The organism is Kitasatospora sp. NPDC015120 (assembly GCF_043080305.1).
Taxonomy (GTDB): Bacteria; Actinomycetota; Actinomycetes; order Streptomycetales; family Streptomycetaceae; genus Kitasatospora.
Genome location: NZ_JBIBVJ010000003.1, coordinates 194408 through 213315, shown reverse-complemented (window position 1 = coordinate 213315; position 18908 = coordinate 194408). Strand labels below are relative to the sequence as shown.

Sequence of the window (18908 nt, the reverse complement as noted above, 5' to 3'; positions counted from 1 at the left end):
CATGCGCCTGTTGACCTTCCACACCCCCCGCCGTGCCGACCCGCGGCCCGGCGCCCTGCTCGCCGGGGACCGCGTCGCCGACCTGACCGCGCTCGCCGCGGCCGCCGGCACCCGGCTGCCGGGCGACCTGCTGGGCCTGATCCGCGCCGGGCGACCGGCGCTGGCCACCGCCCGCGACCTGGTGGAACGGGCGGCGCGGAACCCGGCGGCGCTGCCCGCCCTCACCGAGGTGACGCTGCACGCACCGCTGCGCCCCGGCAAGATCGTCGGGGTCGGCCTCAACTACGTCGAGCACGTCGCCGAGTCGCACCGCACCCTGGACACCGACCGCGAACTGCCGGACCGGCCCGTGCTGTTCAGCAAGCCCTCGACCGCCGTCACCGGCCCCGGACAGCCGATCCGGCACAACGCCGACCTCACGAAGCAGCTCGACTGGGAGTGCGAACTCGCCGTCGTCATCGGCGCGGAGGCCTTCCGGGTGGCCGAGGCCGACGCCTGGCGGCACGTCTTCGGCTACAGCATCGTCAACGACGTCAGCGCCCGCGACCAGCGCCGCTCCGGCCAGTGGTTCTTCTCCAAGGGCCAGGACAGCTACGCACCCTTCGGCCCGGTCGTGGTCACCGCCGACGAGATCCCCGACCCGCAGCGGCTGAACCTCTCGCTGCGGGTCAACGGCGAACTGCGGCAGGACTCCAACACTCGCCACATGCTGTTCGGCATCGCCCGGCTGATCGCCGACATCTCCTCCGGCGTCACCCTGGAGCCCGGCGACGTCATCGCCACCGGCTCGCCCTCCGGCGTCGGTGCCGGGATGGTGCCGCCGCAGTTCCTCCGCCCCGGCGACCTCGTCGAGGCGACCATCGAGGGCATCGGCACCCTCGCCAACCCGGTGATCGACGCCCGCTGAGGCCCCGGAGACCCCCTCCCCGAAGGCCCCCTCACCACGGAAGGACCGTCCCCGTCATGGCCACCACCTACCGGATCGGCCAGATCGTCCCCAGCTCCAACGTCACCATGGAAACCGAGGTGCCCGCCCTGCTGCGGGCCCGCGAGCGGGTCGCGCCCGAGCGGTTCACCTTCCACTCCAGCCGGATGCGGATGACCAGGGTAACGCCCGAGCAACTGCGCGGCATGGACGCCGAGTCCGACCGGTGCGCCGCCGAACTCGCCGACGCCCGGGTCGACGTGCTCGGCTACGCCTGCCTGGTCGCCGTGATGAGCGCCGGCCCCGGGTACCACCGGGAGGCCGAACGACGGCTGCACCGGCGCACCGTGGAGAACGGCGCGCCCGCGCCGGTCGTCACCAGCGCCGGGGCCCTGGTCGCCGGGCTGCACGCGCTCGGCGCGCGCAGGGTCGCCCTGGTCACCCCCTACCTGCGGCCGCTGGCCCGCACCGTCGTCGACTACCTGGGCCACGAGGGCATCGAGGTGGTCGACCACACCGCCCTGGAGATCGCCGACAACCTGGACGTCGCCGCCCACGACCCGGCGAAGCTCCCGGCGATCGCCGCCGGGCTCGACCACGCCCGGGCCGACGCGGTGGTGCTGTCGGCGTGCGTGCAACTGCCCTCCCTCTCGGTGATCGAGGAGGCCGAGCAGCGGCTCGGCAAGCCGGTCGTCTCCGCGGCGGTCTGCACCACCCACCAGCTGCTGCGCGCCCTCGGCCTGCCGGCCCACGCCCCGGGCGCGGGCCACCTGCTCTCCGGAGCCTTCGCGCAGGCCTGACCGGAGGGGACCGGCGGGGCCCGGGGAACGCGCGGCGCCGCTATGATCACCACCAGCTGCCGGGAGGAGGCCCGCCATGACGGAGAGCACGCCCCGGCCGAGCTCGCTCATCCACACCGTCTACGGCGAGTTCGTCCGCCGCCTCGGCGGCTGGATATCGATCGCCGACCTGATCGCGCTGATGGCCGAGCTGGACGTCGACGCCCCCGCCGTCCGCTCGGCCATCTCCCGTCTGAAGAAGGCCGGCACCCTCCTCCAGGAGCGCCGCGACGGCACCGGCTACCGGCTCTCCCCCGCGATGGACCCGGTGTTCGAGGAGGGCGACCGCCGGATCTTCCACAGCCTGGAGCCCGCCGCGCTCGCCGACGGCTGGGTGGTGGCGGTCTTCTCGGTCCCGGAGTCCGAGCGCGCCCACCGCCACACCCTGCGCTCGCGGCTCAGCTGGCTCGGCTTCGGCAACGCCGCCCCCGGCGTCTGGCTGGCCCCCGCCCGGCTGCTGCCGGACGCCCGGCGGCTGCTGGCCAGGCTCGGCCTGGACGGCTATGTGCACCTCTTCCTGTCCGCCGAGTACGCCGGCTTCACCGACCTGCGCACGGCCGTCGCCGCCTGGTGGGACTTCCCCGCCATCGAGGCCCAGTACGCGGCGTTCACCGACGCCTGGCAGCCGGCCGCCACCGCCCTGCGCACGCGCCGGGCCGGCCCCGGCCCGGCCGGGGCGTTCCGCGCCTACGTCCCGATGCTCGACCAGTGGCGCCGGCTGCCCTACCTCGACCCGGGCCTGCCCGAGCCGCTGCTGCCCGCCGACTGGAACGCCGTCGCGGCCCGGGCCGTCTTCACCGAACTGCACGCCCTGCTCGCCGGACCCGCTCTGGAGTACGTGGAGAAGGTCACCGGCAGGACCGCCGCCCACCCCGGGGAGCCGTGATGATCCGTCCGCCCGCCGACCTGCTGGTGCGCGCCGGCGCCGTGCACACCCTCGCCCCCGGCGAGCCCCCGCGGCGGGCGGTCGCCGTCACCGGCGGCCGGATCACCGCGCTCTCCCCCGACCCGCACGGCCTGGACGCGCTCGCCGGTCCGGCCACCGAGCTCGTCGACGCGCCGCACTCCACCGTGCTCCCCGCCTTCGACGACACCCACACCCATCTGGTCCTGGCCGGCCACAGCGTGTCCGGCGTCCCCGTGCACCGGGCCGCCGACCTGGCCGGCTTCCTCGCCCTGATCCGCGAGCGCGCCGCCCGCACCCCGGCCGGCCGGTGGATCCGCACCACCGTCAACTGGCAGGAGGTGAACCTCGCCGAGCAGCGGCTGCCCACCATCGGTGAGCTGGACGGCGCCACCGCCGACCACCCGGTGCTGGTGCGCCGCGGCGCCTACAACATGGTGCTCAACTCGGCGGCGCTGCGGCTGGCCGGCATCACCGCCGCCACCCCCGACCCGCCCGGCGGTGTGATCGAGCGCGACGCGGCCGGCCGGCTCACCGGGCGGCTGATCGACAAGGCGACCCAGCTCGCCGAACGCGTCCTGCCCCGGCCCGGGCTCGACGAGCGGATCGACGGCCTGCGCGCCGCCTCGGCCGACTACGCCGCCACCGGCATCGGCACCGTGCGCGACTGCCTGGTCCCGGTCGAGGACCTCGACGTGCTGCGCGCCGCCCGCGACCGCGGCGCGCTCGCCGTCCGGGTCCGGGCCCTGGTCTCCGGCTTCGCCGTCCGCACCCCGGCGGAGGTGGACGGGCTGCTGGACCGGATCGAGGCCTGGCGCGCCGCCGGCGACGAGGACGAGCGGCTCTCCGTCTGGGGCGTGAAGTTCGGCATCGACGGCGGCTTCGAGGCGGGCGCGCTGGAGGAGCCGTACCAGGGGCGGCCGTGCTACCACGGGCGGCTGCTCTGGGAGCCCGGGGAACTGGCGGAGGCCGTCGACCGGGTGGCCGGGCGCGGCCTGCGGGTCGGCGTGCACGCCTGGGGCGACCGCGGGCTGCGCGTGCTGCTCGACGTCTACGCGGAGGTGCTCGCGCGCCGCCCCGGCCTGCCCGCCGGCACGCTGGTCGTCGAGCACGCCGGGCTCGCCCGGCCCGCCCAGCGCGCCCGGGCGGTCGCCCTCGGCATCCCGGTGACCGTCCAGCACCCGCTGCTGCACGACGGCGCGCGCACCCAGCAGCGGGCCTGGGGCGCCGAGCGCACCGGCGCGCTGTTCCCGCTGCGCGAGTGGCTCGACGAGGGCGCGCAGCTCTCCGCCGGTTCGGACTTCCCGGTCGGCCCGTACGGAGCGATGCTCTCGGTGTGGGGGATGACCACCCGGGCCACCGTCGCCGGGGTGATCGGCGCCGAGCACGCCATCGACCGCGCCGAGGCGATCGCCCTGCACACCGTCAACGCCGCCCGGCTGACCGGCGAGAGCGGCACCCGCGGCACCCTGCGCCCGGGCGCGCTCGCCGACCTGACGCTGTGGCCCGCCGATCCGCTGAGCTGCCCGGTCGAGGAGCTGCGCGAGCTGCTGCCCGAGCGCACCGTGATCGGCGGGCGGACGGTGCACCGGCGCTGAGCCACGCCCGGGGCGGGCCGGTGGCTCAGGCCGGGCGCACCTCCTGGAGCAGTCCCCAGGTGAAGTCCGCGGTGCAGGCGCGCGGCCGGCCGTCGGCGTCCGGGGCGGTGAAGTCCAGCCGGAACCTGGTGGGCGCGCTGCCCTCGCGCGGTACGGCGGGCGGGAACGCGGCGCCCAGGTCGGCCACCACGCAGCTCCACGGCGTCAGGTCGGCGAGCGTGCGCAGCACCGGCGGCGGGCTGCCCGGCGCCCGCACCAGCCAGGCGTTCAGCTCCGCCCCGCCCGGCGCGAGGAGCACCTCGAAGCGCAGGCCGGGCCAGAGCGGCAGCGCCCACTGCCACGCGGTGCAGGCAAGGTCCCCGACGCGCCGCGGCAGCACCGCCTCCGGCGCGCCGAGCACGGCGGTCCAACGCCGCCCGCCGGACGGGAACCCCGGCGCGCGCACCATGGCCTGCCACCGCTTGTTCGCCTCGCGCATGCCCGCGCGCGTCACCCCCAGCCGGCGCAGCGCCTCCTCGACCGGCTCCGGCCGGAAGTCCGCCATCCGGCGCAGCAGCACCAGCTGGAACTCCGTCACCCCGAACCCGTGGACCGCCACCCCGGCAGGCTACCCGCCCGGGGCACCGCACGGCCCTCGCGCCACCGCCGGCGCGGCCGGAAGGCCCCTCGTGCCGGCGCCGCGGGAGCGCCCCTCGCCGGAGCCCCGTGCCCGGGTAGCGCGTCCGCGTCCACCCCTCGGGCCCCGAGGGCGGCGCCCCCGGGCGCGCGGCACGGCGACAGGCGCCCTTCCGCTGTCGGCCGGTCGGTCGTACGGTCACCATCGGCCGACCGTTTCCGACCGCCGCTCCCCTTTCCAGGAGGGCCCATGGAACCCCGCTGCCCCTACACCCACGTCCTCGACACCCGCGGCACCGCCCTGCACGCCGAGGCCGCCCATCTGCGCTCCCACGGCCCGGCCGTCCGGGTCGAGCTCCCCGGCCGCGTCCTGGCCTGGTCGGTGACCCGGGCCGACGTCGCCCGGAAGCTGCTCACCGACCCCCGGCTCGCCAAGAACGCCCGCCACCACTGGCCCGACTGGATCGACGGCCGGGTCGGCCCCGACTGGCCGCTGGCCAGCTGGGTCGCGGTGGAGTCGATGTTCACCAGCGACGGCGCGGACCACCACCGGCTGCGTACCCTCACCGCGCCCTCGTTCGGCCCGCGCCGGGTGGAGGCGCTGCGGCCCCGGGTGCGGGCGATCACCGCCGCCCTGGTCGACGCGCTGCGCGGCACCGCGCCCGGCGAGACCGTCGACCTGCACAGCGGCCTGTCCTACCCGCTGCCGACCACGCTGATCTGCGACCTGTTCGGCGTCCCGGAGGAGCAGCGGGCGGAGGTGCGGCGGGTGGTGGACGGCGTCCTGGCGACCGACGCCACCCCCGAGCACGCCAAGGCCGTCCTCGACGACCTGTTCGCCGCCATGGCCCGCCTGGCCGCCACCAAACGGGCGGCGCCGGGCGACGACATGACCAGCGAGCTGATCGCCACCCGTGACGCCCAGGGGTCCCGGCTCAGCGAGACGGAGCTGGTCTCCACCCTGATCCTGATGATCGGCGCCGGGTCCGAGACCACCGTCAACCTCATCGACCACACGGTGGCGCTGCTGCTCTCGCACCCCGGGCAGCTGGCGCTGATCCGCTCCGGCGAGGCGACCTGGCGCGACGCCATCGAGGAGTCGCTGCGCCTGGAGGCACCGGTGATGCACCTGCCGATGTACTTCGCCGCCGCGGACATCGACCTCGGCGAGGGCGTGCTGATCCGGGCCGGCGAGCCGGTCCTGTTCGCCTTCGGCGCGGCCGGGCGGGATCCGGGCCTGCACCCCGACCGGCCGGAGGAGTTCGACCTCACCCGGCCCGACAAGACCCATCTGGCCTTCGGCCACGGCCGGCACTACTGCCTGGGCGCGGTGCTCGGCACGATGGAGGCCGAGGAGGCGCTGAGCGCGCTGTTCGGCGCCTTCCCCGACATTGAACTCGCGCTGCCGCCGGAGGGGCTGCTCCCGCAGGAGTCGTTCATCGTGAACGCCCTGCGGTCCCTGCCGGTCCGGCTGGGACCGGCCGCCGGGTAGCCCGCCGTCCCCTCTGGCCGGCTGCCGGCGGGCGGTTGCCGGGCGGGGCGGTTGTCGGTGGGGCCGGCTACCGTGCGCCCATGGACGATCACACCGTCGCCGTACGTCTGGAGCCCTGGTCCGAGGGGGACGCCGCGCTGCTGTCCGCGCTCAACGCGCCGGAGCTGACGGTCCACCTCGGCGGACCGGAGAGCGCGGAGCAGCTGGCCCGCCGGCACCGTCGCTATGTCGGCCTCAGCGCCCGGCCCGCCGCCGCGGGGCGGATGTTCCGGATCGCGGCGGCGGACGGCACGGCGGCGGGCAGCATCGGGTTCTGGGAGCGCACGGGGGAGGGCGAGCCGGTGTACGAGACCGGCTGGACGGTGCTGCCGGCCTTCCAGGGCCGCGGCGTCGCGAAGGCCGCCGCCCGCGCGGTGGTGGCCGAGGCCCGGGCCGCCGGGCTCCACCGGTACCTGCACGCCTTCCCCTCGGTGGACAACGCCGCGTCCAACGCGGTGTGCCGGGCCACGGGCTTCGAACTGCTGGGCGTGCGGGAGTTCGAGTACCCGCCGGGCCGGCCGATGCGCGGCAACGACTGGCGCCTGGACCTCCGTCCGGCCTGACGGGGGAGGCCGGGAAGACGGCCGGGGCGCCCCGCTTCCGGGGCGCCCCGGCGGGGATCAGGCGGTGGTGCTGCGACGGCGCAGCAGGAAGACCCCGGCGGCGGTGGCCAGGGCCGCCGCTCCGCCGACGGCGGCGACCTGGGGGTTGATCATCGGCACGGCCTCGGCGGGCGCGGCGCCCCCGCACTCGGCGTGGCCGATGACCAGGTCGGCGGCGCTGAGGATCGGCAGCAGGCTGATCCGCACGGCGTTCACACTGAGCTTGCCGTTGGCGTCGGTGGCCTGCTCGTTGAGGAGGATGGTGCCGACCCCGGGGATGTCGATCCCGGTGTTGGGCCCGGCCCCGGCCTGAAGGTTGATCGCGGGCAGGAGCGGGAGCTTGACGCTGCCCCCCGCGATGACGCCGGAGCCGGTGGCGTCGGTCGGGGTGGCGGCGCAGGTCGAGTTGACGCCGGTGAGCGAGACGGTGGCGACGCTCAGGTCGACGCCGAGCGAGTCGATCGTCGCGGAGGCGCCCGAGGTGCCGGCCTGGGGGTCGCCCGAGGTGGTGGCGGTGAGCAGCGCGTTGCTGGCGAAGGGGCCGACGTGGATGCCGGCCAGGGTGTTGGTGCCGCCCGAGGGGTAGGCGGAGGCGGGCGTCGGGGCGACGGCCACCATCCCGGCGACGGCGTCGGCGGAGACGACGTAGGCCTCGGCCTCGGGGGCGGGCAGGGCGGCCCAGGCCGGGCCGGCGGTGCAGACCAGCGCGGCGGTGGCGGCGGCGCCCGCGAGCAGGCGGGTGCGGGTCCGGGTGCGAGAAGTCATGGTGGTGGTGCCCTTCATGGAACGGGAGAGAGGGGGACGGCCGAGGACGGTCGGGAACGGTCCGGCAGGCAGGACCGGGCGCGGTCGTCGGGCGGGCGGGACGGGGCGGGGCGCGGGCCGGGCGCCGGACGCTCATGCCGCCGGCTCGCCGACGACGGACGGGGCGGGGGCGACGGACGGGGCGGGGGCGGCGGCGACCCGGGCCGTCTTGTGCCAGGAGTTGCGCCGGCACAGCACCCGCCAGGCCGCGCGGACGGCGACCAGATAGGTGGTGGCGGCGTACAGGGCCAGCGCGAGCCCGTACCCGAGCGCGGCGCGCCGTCCGACGCCCGGCTCGCAGCGCCGCCGGTACAGCGGCCCCCAGACGGCGAACTCACCGACGCCCAGCAGCAGGTAGAGGGCCAGCAGCAGCGCGCCGCCCTGCTTCAGGAAGGTGAGCACGAACTCCGGGTAGACCACCAGGTTGTAGCCGAAGGCCGTGATCGGCACGGTGTACACCACCAGGCCGACGAGTTGCAGCCACGGCTGGCTCATGAAGTACAGCACCTCCAGGAAGCCGGCCGTGCCGAACGCCCGGGAGCCCCAGATCGTCCGCAGGTAGCGGGTGCACTGCATCGAGCCCTGCGCCCAGCGCACCCGCTGGGTGATCAGCTGGCGCAGGCTCCACAGCGCCTCCTGGTCGACCCAGGCGTCGGTGGTGTAGCCGTTGCGCCAGCCGGCCAGCATCAGCCGCAGGCCCAGCTCGTAGTCCTCCAGCAGCGCCTTGCCCCACGGCCGCCCGCCGCCGCCGTCCACCGCGCGCAGCGCGGAGAGCCGGGTGAACTGGCCGTTGCCGCCGACGTTGACGGTGCCGGTGCGGCGCCGGGTGATCTGCATCGCGGATATCGGTCCGCGGAACTCGATGTCCTGGAGGCGGGCGAGCAGCCGGGCCCGCCGGTTGGCGAACGCGCCCCGCCCGGGCAGCGGCCGGGGCACGTCGCGGTTGGACATCCGCACCTCGACCTGCACGGCCCCGATCCCGGGGTCGCCGAAGAGGGCCGGTCCGGCGCAGACGGCGAGCGCGCCGGGCGAGGGGCGGCCGTCGGCGTCGAGCACGCAGACCACGACCCGCGCGGGGTCGGTGCCCTCGGGCAGCGCGGCCTCCAGCGCCCGGTAGCCCGCGTTCAGCGCGTCGCCCTTGCCGGTCCGCGCCTCGGGCAGCCGGCGGGGGACCAGGTGGACGGTGAGCCGGTCGCAGGTGGCGGGCCAGGCGCGGACGAGCTCGGCCGTGCGGTCCGCGGAGTCGTCGTCGACGACCCAGACGGTGGCGCCGGTGAAGTGCTCGGCGAGGTAGTCCAGGGTGGTGGCGATCACCGCCTCCTCGTCCCGGCAGGGAATCAGGAAGTGCCAGCGGTAGTCGTCCGGGTCGCCGGCCGGCGCGGGCCGGTCCCGCAGGTAGCCGCGCACGATCACCACGACGTAGGCGAGGAAGCCGACGCCCAGGACGAAGGAGAGCGAGACGGAGGTGTCCAGCAGCGTCACGACGCGTCCTCCCCGGCCGGACGCCCGGGCGCGGGCGCGGGCGCGGCGGCGGTGCCGCGGGGCAGCAGCCACAGGAAGAGGAGGGCCGCGACGAGGGCGGCGGCCATCATCAGCACCGAGCCCAGCAGGACGTGCGCCCAGCCGAATCCCTCGGCGCCGTAGCGGTGTTGCATCACCAGGACCAGGGTGAGCCGGCCGAGGTTGGTGGCCAGCACCAGCCCGGCGGCGACGGCGAAGGCCAGCAGGACCCGGCCGGCCCGGCGGTTGCCGAAGAGCAGCAGCAGGGCCGTCACCAGGGCGAGCGGGGCGATCAGCAGCGCGCTGCTGCACCCCGTGGTCAGGGCGACGCCCCGGTCCAGGCCGGCCTGGTCGCCGGCGTACAGGACGGGGGCGGTCGGCCCTTCGAGCAGCAGGGTGCGCATCCCCAGGAGGTGCTCGGCCAGCCACGCCGTGCCGCGGGTCTCCTGGGAACGGTAGGCGCGTTCACCGGCCACCAGCGAGCCGCACACACCGAGCAGCACGGCGCCGCACAGCATCCCGAGCGGGGAGCGCCCGGCCCGGCCCGCGGCGCGCGGGCCGGACGCGAACGGGTGCGACAGGGATTCCGTCATGGTGCGGCTCAGTCCTCGCCCGGTCCGTCGCCGCGGCGCAGCCTGCTGCGCCGCAGCAGGCCGAGGCCGAGCAGGACCAGGGCCACCGCGGCCGTCGCCGTGACGCCTATGCCCACCGATCCGGTGGCGGCCAGGGCGCCGCCACCGGCTGCCGGCGGCAGTCCGCCGGCCACGGGTCCGTACATGGGGGAATTCCTCTCGTCGGAGAACGGGGGGATCACGGGGGGGGCTGACGCGCAGCACGACGATGCGGGCGGCGTCGGCGTGACCCGTTGGAAAAGGGGGGGCAGCGCCGGGTGCATCGGAACGGCCCGGGCGGGGAGGAACGTTACGCGACCCCACCACGGATCGAACTCCCGTGCTGCTGGCACATCATGGACCGAAAATCAGACCTTTGATGGTCCGTATTCGCACGATACGTCCCCCATTTGGCCTGATCGGCGTGGCGTCGGCGCGTCGACGGCGTGGCGCGGCACCCGGCCATTCCGCCATTCGGGGGACATTGATCACCACCGGTTGCCGCAGCTCACCGTCGGCGGCCATGTTGTGACGCGTAGTTCGAACACCCCGATCGACCGATCGGATGCACCGTCAAGGGAGCCCGAATGCCATCCGCCGACATCGCCGTGGTCCTCGGCACCCGACCGGAAATCGTCAAACTCGCCGGAGTGGTGCGACTCCTGGAGAACTCCGCCCGGATCGTCTGGACCGGTCAGCACTGGGATCCCGGCCTCACCACCGCCTTCTTCCGGCAGTACGCGCTCCCCGACCCGCACATCACGCTCAGCGGGATCGCCGGCGAGGCCCGCGGCCGGCAGATCGGCCGGATGGTCAGCGCGCTCAGCGACCACTTCGCCACCCACCCGCCCGCCGCCGTCGTCGTCCAGGGCGACACCAACTCCGCCGCCGCCGGAGCGCTGGCCGCCCACTGCGCGGGCGTGCCCGTCGTCCATGTCGAGGCCGGGCTGCGTTCCTTCGACCCGGACATGCCCGAGGAGGCCAACCGCCGCCTCATCGCCCCGCTCGCCGACCTGCACTGCGCCCCGACCGCCACCGCCGCCGCCCACCTGCTGCGCGAGGGGATCGGCGAGGACCAGGTGGTGGTGACCGGCAACACCGTCGTCGAGGCCACCCTGGAATCGCTGCCGGGACCGGTCGAGGCCCGCGCGGTGCTGGACGGCCACGGGCTGCGCCCCGACCGCTACCTGCTGGCCACCCTGCACCGCCCCGAGAACACCGACGACCCGGCCCGGCTCGGCCGGATCCTCGGCCAACTCGCCGCACTGGACCTGCCGGTGGTGCTGCCGCTGCACCCGCGCACCCGGGCGGCGATCGAGCGGTTCGGGCTCTCCGGCGCACTGGCCGGGCTGCGCCCGGTGCCCCCGGTCGACCACCGCACCTTCCTCGCCCTGGCGGCCGGCTGCCGGCTGCTGGTCTCGGACTCCGGCGGGGTCCAGGAGGAGTGCACGGTGCTCAAGCGGCCGCTCATCGTGGTCCGCAACTCCACCGAACGGCCCGAGGCGGTCCGGGCCGGCTTCGCCCGGCTGGTCCGGCCCGGCGCCCAACTGGACCTCGCCCTGCGGGAACTGCTCGCCGACCCGGACGCCGTCGGCTCCCTGGCCGGGCGCCCCTCGCCGTACGGCAGCGGTACCGCGAGCGCCGAGATCGTCGCCGCCGTCCGCTCCCGCTACCTCGCCGAGGACCACGCCCGCCTGCTCTGCGCCTGCTGAGCCGGGGCGGTCGCCGCGCGGGCCGCTCCGACGGCGGGCGCCCGCCCCTCCCGGCACCGCCGCACGCCACCGTGGACGTCGGCCGACCGCCCTCCAGGGCGGCCGCGGGTCACCCGCGGCGGCCGGCCGGGAGCCCGCCACGGACGCTCCGGCCTGCCAGCAGCTCGATCACCGCCCGCTCGACGTCCTCACCCGTCCCCGGCAGGCCCCGCCCCTCCCCCGGCGCGAGCCCGCGCAGCGCCGGGGCGATCGTGACGCCCCGGTCGTAGAGCTCGAAGAGCCGGGGATCCAGGTACGAGGCCCGGCACACGGCGGGTGTGTCCCCGAGCCGGTCGGCCACCTCGCGCACCACCCGGGCCGCCGCACGGCGCCTGGCCGCCGGCGAGTGCCCGGCCGCCGGCCAGGACACCGCCAGGCCGACGGCGGCGAGCACGGTGGCGTGCCAGGTGCGGAAGTCCTTCGCCGACAGGTCCGTGCCGCTGCGCTCGCGCAGGTACCCGGTGAGCCGCACCGCGTCCGCCTCCACCCAGTCGCCGCCCTGCCGGAAGGCCAGCAGCCGCGGCCCGGGGTCGGCGCGGCGCTGCAGCGCCCGCACGGTCTGCGCGACCCGGTGGTCCTCCAGGGTGATGTCCCGCGCGCGGCCCGACTTCGCCCGGTAGGCGAACCGCACCCGGTCGCCGCGCACCGTCACCTGCCCGCGCAGCAGCGTGGTGAGCCCGTACGAGCCGTTGGCCCGCTCGTAGCCGGGCGCGCCGATCCGGAAGAAGCCGAGGTCCAGCAGGCGCACGGCACAGCCGAGGACGCGTTCGGCGCACAGGCCGCGCCGCGCGAGGTCCTCCTCGACCAGCAGCCGCAGCCCGGGCAGCGCGGGGGCGACGGCGAGCACGTGCTCGTGCTTGGCCTCGTCCCGGCGGGCCCGGAACTCCGGGTGGTAGAGGTACTGCCGGCGGCCCGCGGCGTCCGTGCCCACGGCCTGGAGGTGGCCGCGCGGGTGGGGGCAGATCCACACGTCGGTCCAGGCCGGCGGGACGGCCAGGGCCTTCACCCGGGCGAGGGCCGCGGCGTCGCGCAGGGGCGAGCCGTCGACGTCCCGGTAGCCGAAGCCCCGGCCGCGGCGCTCCCGGCGCAGACCGCGGGCGTGCGGGTCACTGGTGATCAGCCTGGTCACGTCGAGGCGGGTGCCCGCCCGGCCGCTGCGTCACACCGCCCGGTCCGCCGCTACCGCCCCCGCCTGCCCGCTCCGTGCCCGCGGGTTTGGCGGCGGTGTCGCCGGACAGACGCCGGGCGACGGGGGCGTCCCCGAGCGGAGGAGGGAACGGCCGATGCACGGCGGAAACGACCTGGCCGGACGGACGGCACTGGTGACCGGCTCCTCGCGCGGGCTCGGCCTGCTGATCGCGGGCGAGCTCGCCGACCGGGGCTGCCGGGTGATGATCTGCGGCCGCGACGAACTCGCCCTGGAACGCGCCCTGCGGATGCTGCGCGGCCGCCCCGGCGAGGTGGCCGCCACCGCGTGCGACCTGACCGCCGCCGACACCCCGGCCCGGCTGCTCGACGCGGTGCGGGAACGCTTCGGCGCCGAGGTGGACCTGCTGGTCAACAACGCCGGCCTGATCCAGGTCGGCCCGCTCTCCGCCATGCAGGAACAGGACTTCCGGCGGGCCCACGAGCTGATGGTGATGGCGCCGCTGCGCCTGGTCCAGGCGGTGCTGCCGGCGATGCGGGCGCGCGGCGCGGGCTCGATCGTCATGATCGGCTCGATCGGCGGCAAGGTCCCGGCCCCGCACCTGCTGCCGTACGTCGCCGCCAAGTTCGCGCTCACCGGCCTCTCCGAGGGACTGGCGGCGGAGCTGGCACCGTACGGGATCAGGGTCACCACCGTCGTCCCGGGGCTGATGCGCACCGGGTCGCAGACCGCCGCCGAGTTCACCGGCCAGGCCGCGCGCGAGTTCGCCTGGTTCGCCTCCGCGGCCTCGCTGCCGCTGGTGTCGATGGACGCGCGACGGGCGGCCCGCCGGATCGTCCGGGCGGTCGTCACCGGCCGCCGGGAGCTGGTGCTCACCCCGCTCGCCAAGGCCGCGGCACGCGCCCACGGCCTCGCGCCGGCCACCACCGGCCGGCTGCTCACCCTCACCGCACGGCTGCTGCCGTCCGCCGGGTCCGCCCCCGAGCACAACGTGCCCGGCGTCCGGGCGGCGGCCCGGCACCGGCGCGGCGGACCGGTCGACCGGCTCACCACCCTCGGCCGGCGGGCCGCCCGGTCCCACAACGAACCGACGGCGTCCTGAGCCGCACCCCGGCGGCGCGGACCCGTCCCAGCGAGGAGCACACCATGAGAGCAGTGACCTGGCACGGGCGCCGCGACGTCCGCGTCGACTCCGTCGCCGACCCGGTCCTGGAGGAGCCCACCGACGTCCTGGTCGAGGTGACCACCACCGGGCTCTGCGGATCGGACCTGCACCTGTACGAGGTGCTCGGCGCCTTCCTCGACGAGGGCGACATCCTCGGCCACGAGGCGATGGGCGTGGTGCGCGAGACCGGCAGCGCCGTGCACGCCGTCGAGGTGGGCGACCGTGTGGTGGTGCCGTTCAACATCTCCTGCGGCACCTGCTTCATGTGCGTGACGGGCCTGCACTCCCAGTGCGAGACCACCCAGGTGCGCGAGTACGGGACGGGCGCGGCGCTGTTCGGCTACACCAAGCTGTACGGGCAGGTGCCCGGCGGACAGGCCGAACTGCTGCGGGTGCCGTTCGGCAACACCCTGCCCGTGGTCGTCCCGCACGGGCCGCCCGACGACCGCTACGTGCTGCTGTCGGACGTGCTGCCGACCGCCTGGCAGGCGGTGGAGTACGCCGAGGTGCCGCCCGGCGGCAGCGTCGCCGTGCTCGGCCTCGGACCGATCGGCGACATGTGCGCCCGGATCGCCCGGCACCGCGGCGCGTCCACCGTGATCGGGGTGGACCTGGTGCCCGAGCGGCTGGAACGCGCCCGTGAGCGCGGCGTCGAGGTGCTCGACCTGGCCCGGCTCGGCTCCCGGGTGGTCGACGCCGCCAGGGACCTCACCGACGGACGCGGCCCCCACGCCGTGATCGACGCCGTCGGCATGGAGGCGCACGGCTCCCCCGCCGCCACCGCGGCGCAGCGGATGACCTCGCTGCTGCCCGACGCCCTGGCCGCCCGGCTGATGACCCGGGTGGGCCTGGACCGGCTGCACGCCCTGCACCTGGCGGTGGACATGGTGCGGCGCGGCGGCACCCTCTCGCTGTCCGGCGTGTACGGCGGCATGACGGACCCGCTGCCGATGCTGACCATGTTCGACAAGCAGCTGCGGCTGCGGATGGGCCAGGCCAACGTGCTGCGCTGGACGGACGAGCTGCTGCCGCTGCTGGACGACGGCGACCCGCTCGGCGTGGACGGCTTCGCGACCCACCACCTGCCGCTGGCGGAGGCACCGGCCGCGTACGACCTGTTCCAACGCAAGCAGGACGGTGTGGTCAAGGTGCTGTTCCGGCCCTGAACGGCGCGCCATGACCGCGGGACGCGGGCGCCCCCGGCGCCCCGGCGGGCCCGGTCCGGCCTTTCGCGCCGGGCCGGACCGGGCCTCCGGGCGGGCCTCCGGCCGGCTGTCCGCCAGGGGCGGCGGCCCGGCCGGGCGCAACGGCGAGCGGGTGCCGCGCGGGCTGCGGACCGCCGCCGGGTACGCCTGGCGGCTGGTCGTGCTCGGTGTGGCCGCCTACCTGGCCGTCGCCGTCCTCACCCGGCTCCAGCTGCCGGTGATCGCCCTGTTCCTGGCCCTGGTCCTCACCTCCGTGCTGCGTCCGCCGGTCGACCTGATGGCCCGGGTGCTGCCCCGCTCGCTCGCCGTGCTGCTCGCCCTCCTGGGCTCCGTCGTCCTCGTCGGCGGGGTCCTCGCGCTGGTCGGCACGACCGTCGCCGCCGAGTGGGGCAGGCTGGGCGACGAGCTGCACGGCGGCCTCGGCCGGATCGACCGCTGGCTCACCGGCGCCCCCTTCCACCTGCACCCCGGCGCGGCCTCCGATCTCAAGGCCCGGATCGGCGACTACATCGCCGGCCACCGTTCCGCGCTGCTCAGCACCGCCCTCAGCGGCGCCGGGCGGGCCGTCGAGCTGCTCACCGGACTGGCGCTCGCGGTGTTCTGCTCGGTGTTCTTCCTGCACTCCGGCGACCGGATGTGGAGCTGGGCGCAGCACCAGTTCCCGGCCCGCTCCCGGCCGGTGTGGGAACGGGCCGGCCGCGCCGCGTGGCACACCTTCGCCGGTTACACCCGCGGGGTGCTGATCGTCGCGGCGACCAACGCCCTGCTGGTCGGCATCGCCCTCGCGATCCTGCGGGTGCCCCTGGTGCTGCCCCTGATCGTCCTGGAGTTCGTCGCCACGCTCATCCCGCTGATCGGCTCCCCGATCGCCCTGGCCGTCGCCTCCCTGGTCGCGCTGGCCGCCCGCGGTCCGGTGGTGGCCCTGCTGGTCCTCGGTCTGATCGTGGTGATCGGCCAGATCGAGGGCCACCTGCTCCATCCGCTCGTCCTCGGCTGGTCCGTCCGCATCCACCCGGTCGCCGTCGCCCTCTCCGTCACCGGCGGCGCCGTCCTCGGCGGCGTCCTCGGCGCCCTGGTCGCCGTTCCCGTGGTCTCCGTCGCCTGGGCCGTGCTCAACGCCCTGCGCCACGACACCTCCGAGGACTGAACCGGGGGGCCGTCCGCGCCCCGGATCGCGGCCGCGGGAGCGCGGCGGGCCGCCGGCGCAGCGGCCCTCGGGATCCCGTAGGGTCGGCCAATGGCCAAGTACTTCGACGTGCATCCCGAATCCCCGCAGCCGCGCACCATCGGCACGGTGGCCGCCAGCCTCAGGGCCGGGGCCCTCATCGCGTACCCGACCGACTCCTGCTTCGCCCTGGGCTGCCAGTTGGACAACCGCGACGGCCTGGAGCGGATCCGGTCGATCCGGCGGCTCGACGAGCGGCACCACTTCACCCTGATGTGCGAGGACTTCGCGCAGCTGGGGCAGTTCGTCCAGCTCGACAACACCGTCTTCCGTGCCGTCAAGGCGGCCACCCCGGGCAGCTACACGTTCATCCTGCCGGCCACCAAGGAGGTCCCCCGCCGGCTGATGCACCCGAAGAAGAAGACGGTGGGCGTCCGGATCCCCGACCATGCCGTCACCCGGGCGCTGCTCGCCGAACTCGGCGAGCCGCTGGTCTCCAGCACCCTGATCCTGCCGGGCGAGGACGAGCCGATGACCCAGGGGTGGGAGATCAAGGAGCGCCTCGACCACGTCCTGGACGCGGTGGTGGACTCGGGCGACTGCGGTACGGAGCCGACGACGGTCGTGGACTTCTCCGGGGGCGGACCGGAGATCGTCCGGCGCGGAGCCGGGGACGTCAGCCGCTTCGAGTGAGGGCGGGGCGGCCGGATGCCGGCGGCCCGGGCCGCTCAGGCGGCGACGAGACCGTCGAGTTCGCGCAGGTCGATGCCACGGCGCAGGGCGCGCAGGTCGGCCTGGAGACCGGACGGCGGGACGGCGAGGACGGTGCAGCGGGCGCGGGCCAGGCAGTAGCGGCTCACCGAGCCGCCCTGGAACAGGCGGCGCAGGGTGGTGCGCAGGGTGCCGTGCCGTCCCGCGCCGACCACCAGCAGGTCGTCCGGGCGGTCGGCCAGCGCGGTCAGCACCGGGCCGACCTCACCGCGCACCACCAGGGGCTCGACCCGGACGCCGGCCGGCAGCCCGCCGAACGCCTCCTCCAGGGCCTGGTCCAGGCGCGCGTCGGCCATCGCCTGCCAGGCGCGGAGCAGCGGCGGGCAGGGGCGCAGCCGGTAGTTGTACTCGCCGCCGGCCGGCGTCCAGGCGAGCACCGGCACCAGGACGGCGCCCCGGTCACGTGCCTCGTCCGCCGCCCGGTGCAGGGCGGTCAGGCTGTGCAACGATCCGCTGACTCCGACGATGACGCGCGCGCCGTCCGACATGGTCCTTCACTTTCTGGTGTTCGATCCGCTGAATGCTTATGGATTATGGTTCCACAGGGCTGTCAAGCCTGCAAATCAAAGGCTTTAACTGTATATGGCCTTGCATCGCAGGAACGCGCCCGTCCGCGGGGCGGGAAACCGGTGGCGATGCCCGCCGGGCCCGGTCCACCCTGGGCGGCGTGACCGCACCGCACAGCACCGCCTTCCACGGAACCGCCCTCCACCGCACCGCCCCGGACAGCGCCGCCCCGGCCGTCGCCCCGCCGGACAGCGCCCCGCCGGACGACGCGCCCGAGCCGCGGCGCCGGGTCCGTGCCCTCCACACCGCCACCACCGTGACCGTCTACCAGGCGTACCCGCCGGAGATCGGGCCGGCGGCGGCCCGCGACGGGCGCTTCCCGGCACAGTGGAAGCGCGACCGGATGACGTGGATCAAGCCCTCGTTCCTCTGGATGATGTACCGCTGCGGATGGGCCACCAAGGAGGGGCAGGAGACCGTGCTCGCCGTGGAGATCGACCGGGCCGGCTTCGCGTGGGCCCTGGAGCACGCCTGCCCGGCGCAGTACGAGCGCGGCCTGCACCCCGACCGGGCGAGCTGGCAGCGCGAGCTGAAGCGGGCACCCGCCCGGGTGCAGTGGGACCCCGAGCGCGATCTGCACCTGCGCCCGCTGCCGTACCGCTCGCTGCAGCTCGGCCTGGCGGGCGAGGCGGCGCGGCGGTACGCGGACGAGTGGACGGTGTCCGTCACCGACGTCACTCCGCTGGTGCGGCGGATCCACCGCCGGCTGTGCGACGGCGAGCCGGAGGCCGCCCGGCTGCTGCTGCCGGACGAGCGGCCCTACCCGCTTCCGGAGGGCCTGTCGGCGCGCCTCGGAGGGTGACCGGCGGGCGGCGGCGGCCTACGATCATGGGGTGTCCAAGCTTCGTGATCGCTCGTCAGCGGCCGCCGCGTCGGCCTGCTCGCCCGCCCGGGCGGCGTGTTCCTCCCGCAACTCCGTCCTGTCCATCGGCTCCGTCGGGTCGGTCCTGTCGATCGGCTCGGCGGCCTCGGTGCTGTCGATCGGGTCGGCCGGCAGCGTCCTGTCGATCGGCTCGGCCGGCTCGGCGCTGTCCGTGCTGTCCGCCGGGTCGTGGCTGAGCGTCGGCTCGCTGCTCTCCGCGAACTCGCGCTGGTCGGCGCTGTCCCGGTCCCGGTGCGCCCGGGGCGGGGTGCTGGCCGCCGGTGCGGTGGCGCTCACCGCGGCGACGATGCTCGCCGGCGGGGCGCGTCGGCGCCGCGGCCGGTAG

At 75.9% G+C, this 18908-nt stretch carries 20 protein-coding genes; 13 read left to right on the top strand and 7 right to left on the bottom strand.

Annotated elements, in window-relative coordinates:
- The first annotated feature begins 1 nt into the window (after position 1).
- The 4 genes from ACF1AK_RS09695 to ACF1AK_RS09680 all read left to right on the top strand — a co-directional run bounded on the left by ACF1AK_RS09695 (position 2) and on the right by ACF1AK_RS09680 (position 4266).
- A complete protein-coding gene (locus ACF1AK_RS09695; protein ID WP_391498210.1) occupies positions 2-907 on the top strand; it encodes a fumarylacetoacetate hydrolase family protein in 906 nt (301 codons plus the stop codon).
- A 56-nt stretch (positions 908-963) separates the two neighbouring features.
- The gene (locus ACF1AK_RS09690; RefSeq protein WP_391498209.1) at positions 964-1725 is read left to right on the top strand and encodes an Asp/Glu racemase; all 762 of its coding nucleotides are present in this window, start codon (positions 964-966) and stop codon (positions 1723-1725) included.
- 76 nt (positions 1726-1801) lie between these two features.
- Positions 1802-2650: a PaaX family transcriptional regulator C-terminal domain-containing protein gene (locus ACF1AK_RS09685; RefSeq protein ID WP_391498208.1), complete on the top strand. Its 849-nt coding sequence runs from the start codon at positions 1802-1804 to the stop codon at positions 2648-2650.
- Positions 2650-4266: an amidohydrolase gene (locus ACF1AK_RS09680; protein WP_391498206.1), complete on the top strand. Its 1617-nt coding sequence runs from the start codon at positions 2650-2652 to the stop codon at positions 4264-4266. The genes ACF1AK_RS09685 and ACF1AK_RS09680 overlap by 1 nt, the downstream gene beginning before the upstream one ends.
- A gap of 25 nt (positions 4267-4291) precedes the next feature.
- Here ACF1AK_RS09680 and ACF1AK_RS09675 read toward each other — a convergent pair whose 3' ends face one another.
- Positions 4292-4810 carry a hypothetical protein gene (locus tag ACF1AK_RS09675; RefSeq protein WP_391498610.1) on the bottom strand — a complete coding sequence of 173 codons (519 nt, stop codon included), beginning with the start codon at positions 4808-4810 and terminating at the stop codon, positions 4292-4294.
- A gap of 321 nt (positions 4811-5131) precedes the next feature.
- Between ACF1AK_RS09675 and ACF1AK_RS09670 the strand changes: the two genes are divergently transcribed.
- The gene (locus tag ACF1AK_RS09670; protein WP_391498205.1) at positions 5132-6373 is read left to right on the top strand and encodes a cytochrome P450; all 1242 of its coding nucleotides are present in this window, start codon (positions 5132-5134) and stop codon (positions 6371-6373) included.
- A gap of 80 nt (positions 6374-6453) precedes the next feature.
- Positions 6454-6975: a GNAT family N-acetyltransferase gene (locus tag ACF1AK_RS09665; protein WP_391498204.1), complete on the top strand. Its 522-nt coding sequence runs from the start codon at positions 6454-6456 to the stop codon at positions 6973-6975.
- Between the two features lie 57 nt (positions 6976-7032).
- On the opposite strand, the gene ACF1AK_RS09660 is transcribed toward ACF1AK_RS09665, so the two are convergent.
- From ACF1AK_RS09660 to ACF1AK_RS09645, 4 genes are all read right to left on the bottom strand, one after another.
- On the bottom strand, positions 7033-7779 hold the full coding sequence (locus ACF1AK_RS09660) for a choice-of-anchor P family protein (RefSeq protein ID WP_391498203.1): 747 nt from the start codon (positions 7777-7779) through the stop codon (positions 7033-7035).
- Between the two features lie 132 nt (positions 7780-7911).
- On the bottom strand, positions 7912-9300 hold the full coding sequence (locus ACF1AK_RS09655; RefSeq protein ID WP_391498202.1) for a glycosyltransferase: 1389 nt from the start codon (positions 9298-9300) through the stop codon (positions 7912-7914).
- Entirely contained in the window at positions 9297-9911 is a 615-nt protein-coding gene (locus ACF1AK_RS09650) for an exosortase/archaeosortase family protein (RefSeq protein ID WP_391498201.1), read from the bottom strand. The genes ACF1AK_RS09655 and ACF1AK_RS09650 overlap by 4 nt, the downstream gene beginning before the upstream one ends.
- An 8-nt stretch (positions 9912-9919) precedes the next feature.
- Positions 9920-10096: a hypothetical protein gene (locus ACF1AK_RS09645; RefSeq protein ID WP_380296313.1), complete on the bottom strand. Its 177-nt coding sequence runs from the start codon at positions 10094-10096 to the stop codon at positions 9920-9922.
- Between the two features lie 420 nt (positions 10097-10516).
- On the opposite strand from ACF1AK_RS09645, the gene wecB reads away from it, so the two are divergent.
- Complete coding sequence (gene wecB, locus ACF1AK_RS09640) at positions 10517-11641, top strand: non-hydrolyzing UDP-N-acetylglucosamine 2-epimerase (RefSeq protein ID WP_391498200.1); 1125 nt, start codon at positions 10517-10519, stop codon at positions 11639-11641.
- Between the two features lie 109 nt (positions 11642-11750).
- Here the strand turns inward: wecB and ACF1AK_RS09635 are convergent, their stop codons facing one another.
- Positions 11751-12809 (bottom strand): DNA topoisomerase IB, encoded by a 1059-nt coding sequence (locus tag ACF1AK_RS09635; RefSeq protein WP_391498199.1) that lies wholly within the window; start codon positions 12807-12809, stop codon positions 11751-11753.
- Between the two features lie 154 nt (positions 12810-12963).
- On the opposite strand from ACF1AK_RS09635, the gene ACF1AK_RS09630 reads away from it, so the two are divergent.
- From ACF1AK_RS09630 to ACF1AK_RS09615, 4 genes are all read left to right on the top strand, one after another.
- Positions 12964-13929 (top strand): SDR family NAD(P)-dependent oxidoreductase, encoded by a 966-nt coding sequence (locus ACF1AK_RS09630; protein ID WP_391498198.1) that lies wholly within the window; start codon positions 12964-12966, stop codon positions 13927-13929.
- A 44-nt stretch (positions 13930-13973) separates the two neighbouring features.
- Entirely contained in the window at positions 13974-15158 is a 1185-nt protein-coding gene (locus tag ACF1AK_RS09625; RefSeq protein WP_391498197.1) for an alcohol dehydrogenase catalytic domain-containing protein, read from the top strand.
- A gap of 10 nt (positions 15159-15168) precedes the next feature.
- Positions 15169-16344 (top strand): AI-2E family transporter, encoded by a 1176-nt coding sequence (locus ACF1AK_RS09620; RefSeq protein ID WP_391498196.1) that lies wholly within the window; start codon positions 15169-15171, stop codon positions 16342-16344.
- Between the two features lie 90 nt (positions 16345-16434).
- On the top strand, positions 16435-17055 hold the full coding sequence (locus ACF1AK_RS09615; RefSeq protein ID WP_391498195.1) for an L-threonylcarbamoyladenylate synthase: 621 nt from the start codon (positions 16435-16437) through the stop codon (positions 17053-17055).
- A gap of 35 nt (positions 17056-17090) precedes the next feature.
- Here ACF1AK_RS09615 and ACF1AK_RS09610 read toward each other — a convergent pair whose 3' ends face one another.
- Positions 17091-17621 (bottom strand): universal stress protein, encoded by a 531-nt coding sequence (locus tag ACF1AK_RS09610; protein WP_391498194.1) that lies wholly within the window; start codon positions 17619-17621, stop codon positions 17091-17093.
- A gap of 179 nt (positions 17622-17800) precedes the next feature.
- On the opposite strand from ACF1AK_RS09610, the gene ACF1AK_RS09605 reads away from it, so the two are divergent.
- Complete coding sequence (locus tag ACF1AK_RS09605) at positions 17801-18502, top strand: DUF4291 domain-containing protein (RefSeq protein ID WP_391498193.1); 702 nt, start codon at positions 17801-17803, stop codon at positions 18500-18502.
- 31 nt (positions 18503-18533) lie between these two features.
- On the top strand, positions 18534-18908 hold the full coding sequence (locus ACF1AK_RS09600) for a hypothetical protein (RefSeq protein ID WP_391498192.1): 375 nt from the start codon (positions 18534-18536) through the stop codon (positions 18906-18908).

Coding starts and splice junctions, on each gene's coding strand:
- ACF1AK_RS09685 (WP_391498208.1), top strand. CDS start 1,802: ATGACGGAGAGCACGCCCCGGCCGAGCTCGCTCATCCACACCGTCTAC.
- ACF1AK_RS09675 (WP_391498610.1), bottom strand. CDS start 4,810: ATGGCGGACTTCCGGCCGGAGCCGGTCGAGGAGGCGCTGCGCCGGCTG.
- ACF1AK_RS09680 (WP_391498206.1), top strand. CDS start 2,650: ATGATCCGTCCGCCCGCCGACCTGCTGGTGCGCGCCGGCGCCGTGCAC.
- ACF1AK_RS09670 (WP_391498205.1), top strand. CDS start 5,132: ATGGAACCCCGCTGCCCCTACACCCACGTCCTCGACACCCGCGGCACC.
- ACF1AK_RS09690 (WP_391498209.1), top strand. CDS start 964: ATGGCCACCACCTACCGGATCGGCCAGATCGTCCCCAGCTCCAACGTC.
- wecB (WP_391498200.1), top strand. CDS start 10,517: ATGCCATCCGCCGACATCGCCGTGGTCCTCGGCACCCGACCGGAAATC.
- ACF1AK_RS09610 (WP_391498194.1), bottom strand. CDS start 17,621: ATGTCGGACGGCGCGCGCGTCATCGTCGGAGTCAGCGGATCGTTGCAC.
- ACF1AK_RS09630 (WP_391498198.1), top strand. CDS start 12,964: ATGCACGGCGGAAACGACCTGGCCGGACGGACGGCACTGGTGACCGGC.
- ACF1AK_RS09645 (WP_380296313.1), bottom strand. CDS start 10,096: ATGTACGGACCCGTGGCCGGCGGACTGCCGCCGGCAGCCGGTGGCGGC.
- ACF1AK_RS09665 (WP_391498204.1), top strand. CDS start 6,454: ATGGACGATCACACCGTCGCCGTACGTCTGGAGCCCTGGTCCGAGGGG.
- ACF1AK_RS09695 (WP_391498210.1), top strand. CDS start 2: ATGCGCCTGTTGACCTTCCACACCCCCCGCCGTGCCGACCCGCGGCCC.
- ACF1AK_RS09660 (WP_391498203.1), bottom strand. CDS start 7,779: ATGACTTCTCGCACCCGGACCCGCACCCGCCTGCTCGCGGGCGCCGCC.
- ACF1AK_RS09625 (WP_391498197.1), top strand. CDS start 13,974: ATGAGAGCAGTGACCTGGCACGGGCGCCGCGACGTCCGCGTCGACTCC.
- ACF1AK_RS09615 (WP_391498195.1), top strand. CDS start 16,435: ATGGCCAAGTACTTCGACGTGCATCCCGAATCCCCGCAGCCGCGCACC.
- ACF1AK_RS09620 (WP_391498196.1), top strand. CDS start 15,169: ATGACCGCGGGACGCGGGCGCCCCCGGCGCCCCGGCGGGCCCGGTCCG.
- ACF1AK_RS09650 (WP_391498201.1), bottom strand. CDS start 9,911: ATGACGGAATCCCTGTCGCACCCGTTCGCGTCCGGCCCGCGCGCCGCG.